Here is a 15,241-nt window from a genome sequence, read left to right on the forward strand (position 1 = left end):
GCTATACTGTCGTGACGGCTTGCATCTCGTGCCTGACGATTATCGGATTGATGGCCGTTGGGGCATGGTGAGCGCCGTAGAGATCATCGCCTGCTGAACCGCCGCTCGCGCGCCTTGTAGAGATGATCGCTGATCAGGTGCCGAAGCGCGGCCGGATCATCGAATTCGAGCTGGACGGCGAACGGCACGATGCCGTCCGGCACGCCCTTGTTGCCGCGCAGGCGCGCAAGATCCTTTTMCGTCGTCACCAGCGTGAGCTGCTCGCGCTGTGCGTCCGCCACCAGCGCGGCGATCTCGGCCTGCGAGAACATGTGGTGATCGGCAAAGGGACGCGTGCGCGCAACCTCGATGCCGCTGGCGCGCAGGGTGCGGAAAAAGCGCTCGGGATCGCCGATGCCGGCGAAGGCCAAAACCCGTTTGCCGAACAGCTGAGCGACCACGGCCGCATCCGGCTTCAATCGCGCGCGCAGCACCGGTTTGGCACGCTTCGCAACCTCGGCCGCGACATCGTCCGCGGCATGGCCGTCACCGATCAGCACCAGCGCGTCGGTGCGCGCGAGCTGCGCCTTCAGCGGCGCGCGCAGGGGGCCGGCGGGAAATACCTTGCCGTTGCCGAGGCCGCGCTCGCTGTCGATCACGATCAGCGAGGCGTCCTTCAACAGACGCGGGTTCTGGAAGCCGTCATCCATCAGGATCAAGGTCGCGCCCTGCGACTTTGCCAGCGCCACGCCCTCCAGCCGATCACGCGCGACCGCGACCGGCACGTCGCGCACCATCATCAGGGGCTCGTCGCCGATGTCGGAAGCGGTGTGGCGCTCGCGGTCGACCATCACCGGGCCCTCCAGCCGCCCGCCATAGCCGCGGCTGAGCACGACCGGCGTCTCGCCGAGCTCGCGCAACAGCTTCGTCAGCGCGAGCACGGTCGGCGTCTTGCCGGCGCCGCCGACATGGTAGTTGCCGACGCAGATCACGGGGATGCCGGCGTCCACGCCGTCGCGCAGCATGCGCCGTTCGGTGATCGCGCCATAGAGCGCGCCCAGCGGCCGTAACGCATGCGACTTGAAGGAGCGAGGCCGGTACCAGAAGGCCGGCTCACGCATTGGCGGCTCCCATCTCGATCCGCAACTGCATCAGGTACGGCTCGAGCGCGGTCATGGTCCGCTCCAGCGCGCCGCCGAGCTGCTCGACCACGCCCGCACCTGACCGCTGCATCGTGTCGCGCACCACCGGATCGGCCAGCAACTGCCCGAGCTGCTTGATCAGCAGCTCCTGCGTCTCGGCCTGGCGCGCCCCGCCGCTTTGATCGAGCGCCTCGTAGACGTCGGTGAAGTTGAAGACGTGCGGGCCATGGATGATCGCCGCACCGAGCTTGATCGCCTCAATCGGATTCTGTCCGCCATGACGGATCAGCGATCCGCCCATGAACACGACCGGCGAGAGCCGGTAGAACAGGCCGAGCTCRCCCATGGTGTCGGCGACATAGATGTCGGTCGCGGCCGACGGCAGCTCCTCGCGCGAGCGCAAGGCCGGCTTCAGGCCCGAGGCCGTGATCAAGCCGCCGATCGAGGAGCCGCGATCGGGATGGCGCGGCACGATCACGGTCAGAAGCTGCGGAAAGAAGCCGGCGAGGCTGCGATGCGCCGCCACCAGCATCTCCTCCTCGCCCGGATGGGTCGAGGCGGCGACGATGATCGGCCGCCCGCGCGTCATCGCCATCAGCCGCTCGAGCTTGGCGGGATCGGCAGGCGGCGCCGGCACGTCGAGCTTGAGATTGCCCGTGGTGGCGACGTCGCGGCCACCGAGCGCGGCAAAGCGCTCGGCGTCGGTCTTCGATTGCGCGAGGCAGATGTCGAACCGCGACAGCAACGCGGAGATCGTGCCGTGCATGCGCTGCCAGCGCGGGAAGGAGCGCGACGACATCCGCCCGTTGATCAGCACCATCGGCACCCGGCGCGTCGCGCCCGCCAGGATCAGGTTCGGCCACAAATCGGATTCGATGAACAGCGCCAGCGACGGCTTCCAATGGTCGAGGAAGCGCGCGACGTAGCGCGGGGAGTCGTAGGGCACGTATTGATGGATGACGTCGGGCGGAAAGCGTTTTGCGACCACGGCGGCCGACGTGACCGTGCCCGAGGTGAGCAGAATACGCAGGTTGAGATCGCGCAGCCGCCCGATCAGCGCGGCCGCAGCCAGCACCTCACCGACGCTGGCGCCGTGGATCCAGACCAGCGGGCCGTGCGGCCGCACATCCTGGCTGAGGCCGCGCCGTTCGCCGACGCGCGCGGGATCTTCCTTGCCCTGCTTCAGCCGCCGCTTGATCAACGCAGGCGCGAGCGGCACCAGGCCGGCGGCCAGGCGCTGATACATCCGCAGCGTCATCGGCAGCGCTTTGGGCAGCGAATTAGCCATCTTCAGGTCCCGGGCGGCCGAGTTGCGCATAGGCGCGGCGGGTCGCCTCGTTCAACGTCTGTTCCAGCTCCAGCCGCAGCGCTTCCATGGTCGCAGCGTCGGCATCCGGCGGAACATGGATTTCCTTGATGCCGACCAATGCGCCCCGCCCGAATGGCAAATTAATGGTGGTGCGGTCCCAGTTCTTGAGCCGGATGAAGCGGCTGGTCGCCATCGCGAAAGGCATGATCGGCCGCCCCGATTCCCGTGCCAGCATGATGATGCCGAGCCCGGCCACGCGCGCGCGCTTGGGGACATCGGCGGTCAGGGCGACATTACAACCGTCCTGCAGCGTCCGCACCATCTCCTTGAAGGCGCCGACGCCACCTTTGCGGTGGAAGGCGCTGCCATGGTCGCCGGAACCGCGGATGAGGCCGATGCCGAGTCGCTCCACCGCGATGGCGTTGAACTCGCCGTCGCGGTGGCGGGAGATCAGGACCTTGGCCCGGTAGGAGTCCTTGTTCTTGATGAAGGGCGTGAGGAAATGCTGGCCGTGCCAGAAGGCGAAGATCGCGGGGATCTGCGGCTCGACGATGTCATAGACATCCGGCGGATCGAACGTGAATTTGTTGGTCCGCCAGACCAGACGCAGATATTCGGCCGCCAGGACCCCGACGGCACGCTGAAGCCAGCTGCTTCGCAGCGTATTGCGAAGCAGTTTTTTCAACGCGCCGGCTTCGGTTCTTGATTCGGATCGAGCAGCCGGTGGAGATGGACGATGAAATAGCGCATCTGCGCGTTGTCGACCGTCATCTGCGCCTTCGCCCGCCATGCGGCGTGGGCCGTCGCATAGTTCGGATAGAGGCCGACGATCTCGACATCGTCCAGATTCTTGAAGGTGTTGTGCTCGAGATCCAGCAGCTCACCACCGATCACGAGATGCAGCAATTGTTGCGGGGCACTATCTGGCATGGGTTCTCTTCCTTACGGGCTGCCCGGCAAAGCAGTGTTCGACAAGCACAGCGAAGGCGCTCAGGGCAAGGGGCGGTTTCGAAAATGCGCGACAATGCCCGCATGACGATCGCGACCCGCTGCCACCAGCACCCCGTGCGCCACTTCCCGGCGATTGTAGAGGATGGGTTCTCCGGAGAGGTCGCTCATCCTACCATCCGCTTCCTGCACGATCAAATCGGCCGCCGCAAGGTCCCAATCATGGCTGTTGCCCCCCGCAAAAGCCGCATCCAGCGCGCCATGGGCGACCCGGCAGAGCCGGAGCGCGAGCGAACCGATTCGCGGATGCAGCTTGATCTCGCCGCCGGCCATATTGAGCCGCTCGACCAGCGGCTTCGGGCCGGCGACGCGGGAGAAGTCGAGCGCGGCGCCGGGCGCCGCCCGCACGGCTGCGTCGTTGAGCGTCGTGCCCTGTCCCCGGATCGCGAAAAAGAACTCGTCGCTGGCCGGCGCGAACACCGCGGCCAGCACCGGCGAGGCATCCTCGACCAGCGCGACGCTGACGCACCATTCGTCGTGGCCATTGAGATAGTTGCGCGTGCCGTCGATCGGATCGACCACCCATGTCAGCCGCCGCGACAGCCGCGTCTCGTCGTCGGCGCTCTCTTCCGAGAGCCAGCCATAGTCCGGCGTGGCGGCGCGAAGGCGCGCTTCAAGCAGGTCGTTGACGGCGATGTCGGCTTCCGAGACCGGCGAGGAGGCGCCCTTGGTCCACTTCCTGAGCTCGGTGCCGAACATCGACTGCGCGAGCGCGCCCGCCTCCCGCACCGTGTCTTTCAGCAGCGCCGCATCGCGCACCAGCAGAGTCCCGTTCGCGTCAGCGTCCGCCAAGCGTCAAACCCTCGATGCGCACGGTCGGCGCGTTGACGCCGTAGCGGAATTCGAGATTGTTCGCGGGCTGCATCGRTTTGAAGATCTCGAACAGATGACCCGCGATCGTCACCTCGCTCACGGGATAGGTCAGCTCGCCGTTCTCGATCCAGAAGCCGGAGGCGCCGCGGCTGTAGTCGCCGGTGACGCCGTTGACGCCGGAGCCGATCAGGTCGGTGACGTAAAAGCCCTGCTTGATGTCGGAGATCAGCTCTGCCGGCGTCGGCGTGCCGGCCTCGAGATGCAGATTGTACGGCCCGGGCGACGGCGAGGACGAGACGCCGCGATGGGCGTGGCCGGTGGTGGTCATGCCGAGCTCGCGGGCGGTGGCGCAGTCGAGCAGCCAGGTCGTCAGCACGCCTTCGTCGATCAGCGCGATCTTCTTCACCGCGACGCCTTCGGCATCGAAGGTCTGCGAGCGCAGGCCGCGCCTGCGCAGCGGATCGTCGATGATGCGGATGTTTTTCGCGAACAGCTGCTGGCCGAGCTTGTCCTTGAGGAAGCTGGTCTTGCGCGCGATCGAGGCGCCGTTGATGGCGCCGACGACGTGGCCGACCAGCGAGCCCGCGACGCGCGGATCGAACACGACGGGCACCTTGCAGGTCTCGACCTTGCGCGGATTGGCGCGCGCCACGGTGCGCTCGCCGGCGGAGCGGCCGACGATGTCGGGCGACAGCAGATCCGCGCCATGCGGCGCCGAGGTGAAGTCGTAGTCGCGCTCCATGCCGGTGCCTTCGCCCGATATCGCGGTCGCCGAGATGCCCTGGCTCGAGCGCAGATAGGAACCGTGGAAGCCGGTGCTGGTCACCAGCACCATGCCGCCCATGCCGGCGGAGGCCGAGGCGCCGCCGGATTTGGTCACGCCCTTCACGCCGAGCGCGGCAGCCTCGGCTTCGAGCGCGCGGCGCTCGAGCTCGGTGGTGGCCGGCACGTCGGGATCGAGCAGATCGAGATCGGGGAAATCGCGCGCGAGCAGCGCGGGATCGGCAAGCCCGACATATTTGTCGTCGGGCGCAACCCGCGCCATCGCAACGGCGCGCTCGGCGAGCTTGGTCACGGCATCGCCGCTGGCGTCGTTGGTCGAGACCACCGCCTGGCGCTGGCCGACCAGCACGCGCAGGCCGACATCGTCGCCCTCCGACCGCTCGGATTCCTCGACGCGCCCGTCGCGCACCTCGACGCCTTGCGAGATGCCGCGCACCGCGACCGCATCGGCCGCATCGGCACCGGCGCGCTTGGCCGCCTCGACCAGCCGCTGTGCCAGATCGGACAGCGCGGACTGGTCGAACAGGTCGCGGTTGGCTTTGGACGAAAGCGTCGAGCTTGCGGATGGTGAAGGGTTCACAAACGAAATCCTGTTCGGGGCGGGAGGTTTCGGGGCGATACCGGCCCTCGACACCAGATGTGCCCAATTGGTGCGGACTTCAAGCGTTTTCCGCTTGCAAAAAGCTCAGATTCGCAAGCCGCGCGCAACGTCTCGTCAATCATGCGCGCCAAGGTCTTGTCAATCATGWGCGGCGGTGACGGTGGGTTAACCAGCCTTTTTAAGCGGTTTCGCGAGCTGCCGCGCTAAGGTCCTCGCATCGACCGGGAACATAATCCTGGCGGGGAGACTAAAGCCGTGAGGCGTCAAACAGCAACATGCGGGGCCAACCCCGCCGGGTCGAGCCGCTCCCTGCGGCTCGACCCTCTTTCCCTTCCGGTCCGTTTCGATGCGCATGATCCGCGCGCCGACGGATATACAAGGCAGATCGAGCTTCATCGCGAACGCGTGGTGCTGCGCCGTGCCGTCCGCGGCATGCAGATGGCGATCAATGTGCGCGTCAGCGACTTCACCGGCGTCGCGCTGCGCGGCAACGACGAGGCGCAGACCCTGGTCCTCGTCCATCGCGACCCTTCGCTCTCCGTTCCGCTGCTCATCGGCGCCGATGGCGACGAGCTCGCTGAAGCCTGGGCGACCTGGAGCGAGATCTTCGCGCTGCCGCAGCTCGACGAAGGTGCACGCAAGCCCGCGGCCCGCCGCCGCCGCTGCAACGCGATCCGCGCCCGCCGCCCGAAATTCCTGATGCGCCGTCGCACCGCCATGGCGCGCGAACTGCCGGTTCATCGCGCCGAGCGCGAGATCATCGCGCGGAATTGAGCGCGGTCTCGTAGGGTGAGTTAGCCGAAGGCGTAACCCACCTCTTCCATTTCCGCGGCGACGAGAGAGGTGGATTACGCTTCGCTAATCCACCCTACGACAGCTACGCCGCCCGCATCACCGCGTCCGCGAGCAATCCCGCAAACAGCAGCAAGCCTGCATACTTGTTCGAATAGAACACGCGCTTGCAAAGCTCGCCGTCGCTGATGTTCAGCCGCGCGATCTGCCACGCCAGATGCGTGGCGAAGGCCGCAAGCCCGAGCCAGGCCGGCCAGCGCGCATCGCCTGACGCCAGCGCGACGCCGATCAGCATCACAGCTAACCCGTAGAACAGGATCAGCGCCTGGTGCGTGTGGGCGCCGAACAGGCGCGCGGTGGACTTGATGCCGATCAGCGCGTCGTCCTCGGCGTCCTGATGCGCGTAGATCGTGTCATAGCCGATCACCCAGGCGATCGATCCGGCATAGAGCACGAGCGCGGTCAGGTCGATGCGGCCGAAGGTGACGGCAAATCCCATCAAGGCGCCCCAGGAGAAGGCCAGCCCGAGCACGATCTGCGGCCACCAGGTGATGCGCTTCATGAAAGGATAGATCGCGACGATCAGGAGCGAGGCGATACCGGTCGCAATCGCGAAGCGGTTGAATTGCAGCAGCACCAGCAAGCCGGTCAGCGCCTGCGCCACCATGAAGGCCAGCGCCTGCCTGGTGCTGACCTGCCCTGACGGCAGCGGCCGCGACCGCGTGCGCTCGACCTTGGCGTCGAGGTCGCGGTCGGTGATGTCGTTCCAGGTGCAGCCCGCCCCCCGCATCAGGAAAGCGCCGATGAAGAACAGCACGATGGTGATGGGCAGGCGGCTGACGTCGTGCGCCATGCCGGCGGCGAGCGCCGCCGACCACCAGCACGGCATCAGCAGCAGCCAGGAGCCGATCGGACGATCGAAGCGGGAGAGCCGCAAGTAGGGCCGCGCCCATGGCGGCGCGAGCGTATCGACCCAGTTGCCGGTGGAATCGGCAACGCGGGCGGATGTATCGCTCATCGGGTCAGGACGTTGCCGTTGAGCGTGTCGAAGGTGCTGCCGCCCTTCTTGCCGGCATTGGCCTCCGGCGCCGAGCCCGAACCCAGCACCTCGCTCAGCGACGGGCCGGCCGGACCGCGCGGCTGGTTCTGCATCTGCTGCGCGACGTTGCAGACCTTCGTGGCCATGGCCTCGGTATTCTTGTGGCCGTCCTTCATCTGCGCGCCGATCTGCGGCGGGATTCCGCATTTGGCGGCGTTGGACTCGATGTACTTGATCATCTTGACTTCAGCCTGGCTGAAGTTGCGGATCAGCTTGCAGGCCTCGTCCGGCGGGGCGTGACGATCGCTCGCGGCCTTGATCAGCTTGCCGCGCTTCTCGGCCTCCTCGCGCAGCGGAACGAACGCCTTCATGCAGTCCTCGCCGGGGCCACCTTGCGTCGGCGGGGCCGCACTGAACGCGCCGGCGCCACCGACGGGCGCGGCACCGTTGACGGGGAAGGACGATTGCGGCGCGCCGCCGACGGAGGCGACGGGCGCCGAGCCGTTCACGGGCGGAAACGCGGAACTGGTGGAAGCCTGGCCGGGCAGCGGCGCGGGGAATCCCTGCGCATAGGCGCCCGCGGCGCCCATGGTGACCATGGCGGCAGTGATCGGAACCATCAAATGACGGATCATCAAGGCAGTCTCTCCGGCAGGAGCTTACGGGGTTCGGCGTCTTCTCAATTGAAACGCAACCAGCGTTCGCGTTTTTACGATTCCCGCCGGCCCTTAACAACCCGTCGAATAGGGCAAGAGCGCGGCGCGGGGACGCACCAGTTTGGCAATATTTGCCCCCGAAATGGCTGCTTTCGGTTAAGAACGGCGGCAAATCGGACCTTTGAACGATGCCCGCCTACGATTTTCGCGCTCCCCGCCTGTTTGTCGACGCCCCCCTTGCCCAGGACGCCAGGGTCGCGCTCGACCGTGACCAGAGTAACTATCTCGGCAATGTGCTGAGGCTTGCCGCCGGCGCCGAGGTCCTGGCCTTCAACGGCCGCGACGGCGAATGGCAGGCCGCGATCGAAGGCCGCAAGCGGCCGGACGGCCTGGTGATCCTCCAGCAGGCCCGTTCCCAGGACCGGCTGCCGGACGTCGCCTACATCTTTGCCCCGCTCAAGCATGCCCGGCTGGACTACGTGGTGCAGAAGGCCGTCGAGATGGGCGCCGCCACCCTGCAACCGGTCCAGACCCGGTTCACCCAGGCCTCCCGCGTCAACACCGAGCGGATGCGCGCCAATGTCGTCGAGGCGGCCGAGCAATGCGGAATTCTAAGTCTCGCCACGGTGGCCGAGCCGGTCCCCCTCGAGCGCTTCCTGAGCCAGCGCGCCGCCGACCGGCTGCTGGTGTTCTGCGATGAGGCGGCCGAGGTCGAAAACCCCATCCAAAGCCTGCAGCAGGCACGCGAGGCCGGGCACGGCATCGACGTCCTGATCGGCCCTGAAGGCGGCTTTGCCGCGGAAGAACGGGCGCTGCTGCTGCGGCAGCCCAAAATTCTGCGGCTGGCGCTGGGCCCGCGGATTCTGCGCGCCGACACCGCGGCAGTCGCGGCGCTGGCGCTGGTGCAGGCGGTGCTGGGCGATTGGGGCGGCACAACCGCCTAGGCTCGCCCTGTTGCCCGGCCGTTAAGCGATTGATCCTTTGGAGGTCGAAACCGTTTTCCGGCCATGCTAAGGGCTGCGCCAATTCCCTTTCCTGCCCGGTTCCACCCGGGGCGATGGACCCCGTCATGACCGCGACTGCCACCTCAAATGCTGCCGGCTCCGCCGCCTGGGCGGATACGCTGCTGTTGTCGTTCGCGCAGGCCGGTTACGTCAGGGCCGAGCCCGCCGTCCTGCAACCGGCCGAGCCGTTCCTGGACCTCTCCGGCGAGGACATCCGCAAGAGCCTGTATCTGACGACGGATCTCTCCGGCGAGGAGCTCTGCCTGCGCCCGGACCTGACCATACCCGTGGCGCGCGACTACCTCGCCTCGGGGCGCGCCGGCCAGCCGGCCGGGTTCAGCTATCTCGGCCCGGTATTCCGCTACCGCAGCGGTCAGCCCAGCGAATTCCTCCAGGCCGGCATCGAATCGTTCGGCCGCCAGGACCGTGCCGCGGCGGATGCCGAGATGCTGGCGCTGGCGCTGGAGGCGACCGCCGCCTTCGGCGTGCGCGACGTCGAGATCCGTACCGGCGACGTGGCGCTGTTCAACGCGCTGCTCGATGCGCTCGACCTCTACCCGGTCTGGCGCCGCCGCCTGATCAAGGATTTCAACCGCAAGATCAGCCTGGAGCAGGATCTCGAGCGGCTGGCGCGCGCGGCCACCGCCACCCGCAGCGAATATGAGGGCGTGCTGGCGGCGCTCGCCGGCTCCGACCGCAAGGCGGCGCTCGCCTTCGTCACCGATTTGATGTCGATCGCCGGCACCACCAATGTCGGCGGCCGCACCACGGCCGAGATCGCCGACCGCTTCCTCGAACAATCGACGCTGAAGGGCGGCGCGCTGCCGCGCGAGGCGCTTGCCGTGCTCAAGCGCTTCCTGTCGATATCGGGCAATCCGGACGACGCGATCGCCGAGCTGCGCGCGCTCACCGCCGACGCAAGGCTCGACCTTGCCGCCGCGATCGACCAGTTCGAGAGCCGGGTCGGCTTCATGGCGGCGCGCGGCCTCGACGTGAAGCAGACGCGCTTCTCGACCGCGTTCGGGCGCGGGCTCGACTACTACACCGGCTTCGAATTCGAGCTGCATCACCGGGGCAACGGCGCCGAGCCGCTGGTCGCCGGCGGCCGCTATGACGGGCTGATGACCCAGCTCGGGTCGCCCGACCCGATTCCCGCCGTCGGCTTCTCGGTCTGGGTCGACGCGTTGACCCGGATCGGCCGCAAGGAGCTCAGATCATGAGCGCGCCGTTCGTTCTGGCCGTTCCCTCCAAGGGCCGCCTTCAGGAAAACGCCGAGGCGTTTTTCGCCCGCGCCGGGCTCAAGCTGTCGAAGGCCGGCGGCGCACGCGACTATCGCGGCACGATTGCCGGCCTCGACAATGTCGAGGTCGCCTATCTCTCGGCCAGCGAGATCGCCGCGCAATTGTCCCGCGGCATGGCGCATCTCGGCGTCACCGGCGAAGATCTGGTGCGCGAGAACATTGCCGACGCCGACCAGCGCGTCGCGCTGATCGAGGGGCTGGGCTTCGGCTACGCCGACGTCGTCGTCGCGGTGCCGCAGGCCTGGATCGACGTCCGCACCATGGCCGACCTCGACGACGTCACCACCGGCTTTCGCGAGCAGCATCACATGCGGATGCGGGTCGCGACCAAGTTCATCAACCTCACCCGCGCCTTCTTCCAGGGCCACGGCATCACCGACTACCGCATCGTCGAAAGCACCGGCGCGACCGAAGGCGCGCCGGCGGCCGGCGCCGCCGAGCTGATCGTCGACATCACCACGACAGGCGCGACGCTCGCCGCCAATGGCCTCAGGGTGCTCGACGACGGGGTGATCCTGCGCAGCCAGGCCAATCTGGTCGCCTCGAAGGAGGCCGACTGGTCACCACAGGCGCGGGAGACCGCGCGCGTCATCCTCGATCACATCGCGGCGCGGGCGCGGGCCAACAAATACCGCGAGGTCCGCACCCGTTTCCGGCAGTGCGATACGGCCCTGCTCGCCGAAGCCCATGAGCGCTTCGGCGTCGAGGCCCCGTTCGGCGGGCCGACCTCGTCGGGCATGCTCACGCTGCACTGCCCGCCGGGCCAGCTCTACGCACTCGCGAGTTTCCTGCGCGACCACGGCGCCGAGACGGTCTCGGTGGTCTCGCTCGACTACGTGTTCGACCGGGAGAACCCGCTGTTCGCCAGGCTCGAGGCGTTCCTGCGGCAGTGAGCCTCAGGTTCGTTCAGCGTAGCGACAGCAATCGGCGGCTACCATATGCTGTTGAGAACACTTGAACACCTCTGGAACCTTGATCGATGACGCTGGGCTCTGACGTTTCCGGCCTGACAACCAGCGCGGCGGGCGCCGCGGCGAAGGGACTGTCGATTGTCGTCCCCCTCTACAACGAGGCGGCGGGCCTCGCCGCCCTGCACCAGCGCATCTGCGACCTCGCCAAGGCCCTGAGGCAGCGCTACCGGCTGGCCTGCGAGGTCGTCTATGTCGACGACGGCAGYGCGGACGCGACGCTGACAATCGCACGCGGCCTGCCGGCCGACACGGTCGACGTCCAGGTGGTTTCGCTGTCGCGCAATTTCGGCAAGGAGGCGGCGCTGATGGCCGGCCTCGACCACGCCCGGCTCGGCGCCGTGATGTTCATGGACGGCGACGGCCAGCATCCGCCGGCCCTGGTCGAGCAGCTGGTGCGGCACTGGATCGATGACGGCTATGACGTCGTCTATACCGCCAAGGCGCATCGCGACAACGAGACCTTCCTGCGACGGCTCGCAGTGCACGGCTTCTACGCGCTGATCAACTGGGGTGCGCGGCAGAAGATCCCGGAAGACGCCGGCGACTTCCGCCTGCTGTCACCGCGCGCCGTCGCCGCACTCCGGCAGCTGCCGGAGCGCAACCGCTTCTTCAAGGGGCTGGCGAGCTGGATCGGCTTCCGCCAGATCCGCGTCGACTACGAGCCGGCGCCGCGCATCCATGGCGTGACCACCTTCAGCGCCGCGCGTCTGCTTGGTCTTTCGATCGAAGGCCTGACCTCGTTCTCGGTGGCGCCGCTGCGCTTTGCCAGCCTGCTCGGCGTGATCCTGGCCGGCGGCGCCTTCCTGTTCGGCCTGTCGATCCTTTGGGAGGTGTGGACCACCGGCAAGCAGGTGCCCGGCTATCCCTCGCTCGTGATCGGCCTGATGACGATCGGCGGCGTGCAGCTCATCATGATCGGCATCGTCGGCGAATATATCGGCAAGATCCTTTCCGAGCTGAAGGCGCGCCCGATCTACTTCGTCGCCGAGCACAGCGAAAAGCATTTCGAGACCGACAAGGCCGACGACATCTCGAAGAGGACGGCGGCCGAATGAGCGCGGCGGCGGCGCCGCGGCGGATCTGGCTCTGCGCCGACGATTACGGCATCAGCCCGGGCGTCAACCGCGCCATCCGCGACCTGATCGAACGCGGCCGCCTCAACGCCACCTCGGTGATGATGGTCGGCCCCGCGATCAACCGCAGCGAGATCGACGCGCTCCAGGCCGCGGCGAAGACGAACCCGCGCTGCGCGATCGGACTGCACGTGACGCTGTCGGCACCGTTCCGGCCGCTCACCATGCATTTCCGCCCGCTCGACGGTGACATGTTCCTGGCCTTTCCGAAACTGCTACGCGCGGGACTTGCGCGGCGGCTCGACCGCGAATTCTTTCGCAACGAGGTGAAGGCGCAGCTGGCGGCCTTCGCGGAAGCCTTCGGCCGCGCCCCCGACTTCGTCGACGGCCATCAGCATGTGCAGCTGTTTCCGCAGGTGCGCGACGGCTTTGTCGATGCGGTCAGCGAGGCCGCGCCAAAAGCCTGGGTTCGCCAGGGCGGCCGCGACCTGCCGCTGGCGCAGCGACTGGCCTCGCCGAAGGCGCTGGTGCTCGACATTCTCAGCGCGCAATTCCGCCGCCGCGCCGGCAGCGCGGGCCTTGCGTTCAATCCCGGTTTCGCCGGCGCCTATGACTTCACGCGCGCAGCCGATTTCGGCGCGCTGATGCGGCAATTCTTCGAAGGCCTGCCGGATGGCGGCCTCGTGATGTGCCATCCCGGCTTCGTCGACGACGTCCTCACCGGCCTCGATCCGATGACCGACGTGCGCGAGCGCGAGCACGCCTATCTCGCGAGCGATGAATTCGCGCGCCTGCTGGCGGCCAGCAACGTGACATTGGGATGAAACCGGCGAAAGCCAGCCCACGACAGCTTGTCGCATACGGAAATTTAATCCGGCGGGCACTGTTGGGGCCACAATGGAACCCTACATCCTCTGCGCGCTTGGTTTTGCGCGAAGGAGATTGATCATGAACCCGCAGGAACGCCAACTCGTCGACGAGCTTTTCGACCGGCTTTCGAAACTGGAAAGTGCACCGCGCGATCCCGACGCGATCGCCGCGATCTCCGACGGACTGCGCAAGGCGCCCGGTGCGGTCTATGCGCTGGTGCAGACCGTGCTGTTGCAGGACGAGGCGCTGAAGCGCGCCCATGCCCGCATCCAGGAGCTGGAAGCGGCCCATGCGCCGGAACAGGCCCAGTCCGGCGGCTTCCTCGACACCATGCGCGAGAGTCTGTTCGGGTCGAGCCCGTCGCGCGGCTCGGTTCCGAACGTGCCGCCCCGCGACGCGCGGCCGGTCTGGAACAGCGGCCAGGCGATGCAGCAGACCCAGCCGGGCTACGGCCAACCGGGTTACGGCCAGCCGCCTTACGGGCAGGCTCCCGGCCAGGGCCAAGGTCCCGGCCAAGGGCAAGGTTATGGGCAAGGTTACGGCGCCCCGCCGGTCGGTAGCGGCGGCGGCTCCTTCCTCGGCACGGCCGCGGCGRCCGCGGCCGGTGTCGTCGGCGGCTCGCTGCTGCTCTCGAGCATCCGCGGCATGATGGGCGGTGGATCGCATCAGGCTTTTGGCGACAGCAGTGCCTTCGGCGGCAGCGGCGGCAGCCCGTGGGGCGGCAGCGACCAGTCCGGCGGCTCGCTCGCCCGCGATGCCGGCCTCAACGACATCGGCTCCAAAGGCGACCGCGGCGACGCCTCGCGCCAGGGCTTCGCGGATCAGGCGTCGAACGACGATCGGAATAACGACGATCAGAACGACGACGACGATCACGACGACAATTTTGACGTGGCCGACGACAGCGATTTCGGCGGCGGCGACGATGGCGGGAGCGATTACGCGTAAGGCTGCTCGCAGCATTGCTAACAAGAACGGCCGCCTAAAAGGCGGCCGTTTATTTAAGGCGTCTTGCTCAGAACTCTTCCCTTCTCCCCTTGCGGGAGAGAGGGGAAGACAGCGCCTCACATCACCACAACCCTGGTGCCGACATTGACGCGGCCGTAGAGGTCGATGACGTCCTCGTTGCGCATGCGGATGCAGCCGGAGGAGACGTTGGTGCCGATGGTCCAGGGCTCGTTGGAGCCGTGGATACGATACAGGGTCGAGCCCAGATACATGGCGCGCGCGCCGAGCGGATTTTCCGGGCCGCCTTCCATGTGCCGCGGCAGATCGGGGCGCCGCGCGATCATTTCCGCCGGCGGCGTCCAATCCGGCCATTCGCGCTTGGCCGTGATCGACTTCACGCCGGACCAGGTGAAGCCGGGACGACCGACGCCGATGCCGTAGYGCATCGCCTTGCCGTTGCCCTCGACGAGATAGAGGAACTTGTTCGGGGTATCGACCACGACGGTGCCGGCGCTTTCCTTGCCGCTATAGTCAACGAGTTGCTTCTCGAATCGCGGATCGAACTGACGCTGGCGCGGATCGACCGCCTCCTGCTGAAGACCTGCGCCTTGCTGATATCCACTTTGCATCTGCGGCTCGCCCAGCGGCGGCAGGCGGCGCTGGTCGTAGTAGCCAGGCTGCTGCTGATACGCAGACTGCGGCGGAGCATAGGCCGGGCCGCGGCCGGGCCCGTCCCCGAACAGGAACTCGATGAAGCCGCCGCCCATGTTCGCGTTGGAGGCGACGCGCACCGGCGCCGACGGCACCTGCGGCTGGTAGAGCACCGCGGGCGGATCATTCGGCACCGTATTGTCGAAGGCGCTGGCGCGATCGGCGCCGGCAATGAAGGTGCAAGCGCTGCCGAGCAGCGCGACAGACATTTTCTTGAACATCGACGTACTCTGTACTGTTT

16 protein-coding genes are annotated in these 15,241 nt (G+C 67.3%); 7 read left to right on the forward strand and 9 right to left on the reverse strand.

The annotated features are described in order from the left end of the window. Positions 1 to 83: 83 nt before the first annotated feature. Genes lpxK through ACXJL8_RS13705 form a run of 6 tightly spaced genes read right to left on the reverse strand, consistent with a single transcriptional unit; the run spans position 84 to position 5,614 of the window. A complete protein-coding gene (lpxK, locus tag ACXJL8_RS13680; RefSeq protein ID WP_456685106.1) occupies positions 84 to 1,100 on the reverse strand; it encodes a tetraacyldisaccharide 4'-kinase in 1,017 nt (338 codons plus the stop codon). Then, positions 1,093 to 2,439 carry a 3-deoxy-D-manno-octulosonic acid transferase gene (locus tag ACXJL8_RS13685; RefSeq protein WP_456617534.1) on the reverse strand — a complete coding sequence of 449 codons (1,347 nt, stop codon included), beginning with the start codon at positions 2,437 to 2,439 and terminating at the stop codon, positions 1,093 to 1,095. The genes lpxK and ACXJL8_RS13685 overlap by 8 nt, the downstream gene beginning before the upstream one ends. After that, a complete protein-coding gene (locus ACXJL8_RS13690) occupies positions 2,402 to 3,115 on the reverse strand; it encodes a lysophospholipid acyltransferase family protein (protein ID WP_456617533.1) in 714 nt (237 codons plus the stop codon). The genes ACXJL8_RS13685 and ACXJL8_RS13690 overlap by 38 nt, the downstream gene beginning before the upstream one ends. Further along, positions 3,112 to 3,360: a DUF4170 domain-containing protein gene (locus ACXJL8_RS13695; RefSeq protein ID WP_456617532.1), complete on the reverse strand. Its 249-nt coding sequence runs from the start codon at positions 3,358 to 3,360 to the stop codon at positions 3,112 to 3,114. Before ACXJL8_RS13695 ends, ACXJL8_RS13690 begins: the two co-directional genes overlap by 4 nt. Before the next feature lie 60 nt (positions 3,361 to 3,420). Next, positions 3,421 to 4,230, reverse strand: coding sequence for a 3'(2'),5'-bisphosphate nucleotidase CysQ (locus ACXJL8_RS13700; RefSeq protein ID WP_456617531.1), 810 nt, complete (start codon positions 4,228 to 4,230; stop codon positions 3,421 to 3,423). Beyond that, positions 4,217 to 5,614, reverse strand: coding sequence for a TldD/PmbA family protein (locus tag ACXJL8_RS13705; RefSeq protein WP_456685107.1), 1,398 nt, complete (start codon positions 5,612 to 5,614; stop codon positions 4,217 to 4,219). Before ACXJL8_RS13705 ends, ACXJL8_RS13700 begins: the two co-directional genes overlap by 14 nt. Before the next feature lie 276 nt (positions 5,615 to 5,890). On the opposite strand from ACXJL8_RS13705, the gene ACXJL8_RS13710 reads away from it, so the two are divergent. Further along, the gene (locus ACXJL8_RS13710; RefSeq protein WP_456617529.1) at positions 5,891 to 6,409 is read left to right on the forward strand and encodes a DUF6101 family protein; all 519 of its coding nucleotides are present in this window, start codon (positions 5,891 to 5,893) and stop codon (positions 6,407 to 6,409) included. A gap of 103 nt (positions 6,410 to 6,512) precedes the next feature. Here the strand turns inward: ACXJL8_RS13710 and ubiA are convergent, their stop codons facing one another. Both ubiA and ACXJL8_RS13720 read right to left on the reverse strand, forming a co-directional pair. Then, positions 6,513 to 7,445, reverse strand: a complete 933-nt coding sequence (gene ubiA / locus ACXJL8_RS13715) for a 4-hydroxybenzoate octaprenyltransferase (RefSeq protein ID WP_456685108.1) — start codon at positions 7,443 to 7,445, stop codon at positions 6,513 to 6,515. Continuing rightward, positions 7,442 to 8,101, reverse strand: coding sequence for a hypothetical protein (locus tag ACXJL8_RS13720; protein WP_456617527.1), 660 nt, complete (start codon positions 8,099 to 8,101; stop codon positions 7,442 to 7,444). The genes ubiA and ACXJL8_RS13720 overlap by 4 nt, the downstream gene beginning before the upstream one ends. A gap of 209 nt (positions 8,102 to 8,310) precedes the next feature. Between ACXJL8_RS13720 and ACXJL8_RS13725 the strand changes: the two genes are divergently transcribed. From ACXJL8_RS13725 to ACXJL8_RS13750, 6 genes are all read left to right on the forward strand, one after another. Next, positions 8,311 to 9,066 (forward strand): 16S rRNA (uracil(1498)-N(3))-methyltransferase, encoded by a 756-nt coding sequence (locus ACXJL8_RS13725; RefSeq protein ID WP_456617526.1) that lies wholly within the window; start codon positions 8,311 to 8,313, stop codon positions 9,064 to 9,066. 125 nt (positions 9,067 to 9,191) lie between these two features. Further along, the gene (locus ACXJL8_RS13730; RefSeq protein ID WP_456617525.1) at positions 9,192 to 10,346 is read left to right on the forward strand and encodes an ATP phosphoribosyltransferase regulatory subunit; all 1,155 of its coding nucleotides are present in this window, start codon (positions 9,192 to 9,194) and stop codon (positions 10,344 to 10,346) included. Further along, positions 10,343 to 11,320 (forward strand): ATP phosphoribosyltransferase, encoded by a 978-nt coding sequence (gene hisG, locus ACXJL8_RS13735; RefSeq protein WP_456617524.1) that lies wholly within the window; start codon positions 10,343 to 10,345, stop codon positions 11,318 to 11,320. The genes ACXJL8_RS13730 and hisG overlap by 4 nt, the downstream gene beginning before the upstream one ends. An 86-nt stretch (positions 11,321 to 11,406) precedes the next feature. Continuing rightward, positions 11,407 to 12,453, forward strand: coding sequence for a glycosyltransferase family 2 protein (locus ACXJL8_RS13740; RefSeq protein WP_456617523.1), 1,047 nt, complete (start codon positions 11,407 to 11,409; stop codon positions 12,451 to 12,453). Beyond that, a complete protein-coding gene (locus ACXJL8_RS13745) occupies positions 12,450 to 13,295 on the forward strand; it encodes a ChbG/HpnK family deacetylase (protein ID WP_456617522.1) in 846 nt (281 codons plus the stop codon). The genes ACXJL8_RS13740 and ACXJL8_RS13745 overlap by 4 nt, the downstream gene beginning before the upstream one ends. Positions 13,296 to 13,419: 124 nt before the next feature. After that, complete coding sequence (locus ACXJL8_RS13750; RefSeq protein WP_456685109.1) at positions 13,420 to 14,289, forward strand: DUF2076 domain-containing protein; 870 nt, start codon at positions 13,420 to 13,422, stop codon at positions 14,287 to 14,289. Positions 14,290 to 14,405: 116 nt separating this feature from the next. Here ACXJL8_RS13750 and ACXJL8_RS13755 read toward each other — a convergent pair whose 3' ends face one another. Then, complete coding sequence (locus ACXJL8_RS13755) at positions 14,406 to 15,221, reverse strand: L,D-transpeptidase family protein (protein ID WP_456685110.1); 816 nt, start codon at positions 15,219 to 15,221, stop codon at positions 14,406 to 14,408. Positions 15,222 to 15,241: the final 20 nt, after the last annotated feature.

The sequence above is a fragment of the Bradyrhizobium sp. P5_C11_2 genome (assembly GCF_054049755.1).

Coding starts and splice junctions, on each gene's coding strand:
- ACXJL8_RS13695 (WP_456617532.1), bottom strand. CDS start 3,360: ATGCCAGATAGTGCCCCGCAACAATTGCTGCATCTCGTGATCGGTGGT.
- ubiA (WP_456685108.1), bottom strand. CDS start 7,445: ATGAGCGATACATCCGCCCGCGTTGCCGATTCCACCGGCAACTGGGTC.
- ACXJL8_RS13720 (WP_456617527.1), bottom strand. CDS start 8,101: ATGATCCGTCATTTGATGGTTCCGATCACTGCCGCCATGGTCACCATG.
- ACXJL8_RS13725 (WP_456617526.1), top strand. CDS start 8,311: ATGCCCGCCTACGATTTTCGCGCTCCCCGCCTGTTTGTCGACGCCCCC.
- ACXJL8_RS13730 (WP_456617525.1), top strand. CDS start 9,192: ATGACCGCGACTGCCACCTCAAATGCTGCCGGCTCCGCCGCCTGGGCG.
- hisG (WP_456617524.1), top strand. CDS start 10,343: ATGAGCGCGCCGTTCGTTCTGGCCGTTCCCTCCAAGGGCCGCCTTCAG.
- ACXJL8_RS13745 (WP_456617522.1), top strand. CDS start 12,450: ATGAGCGCGGCGGCGGCGCCGCGGCGGATCTGGCTCTGCGCCGACGAT.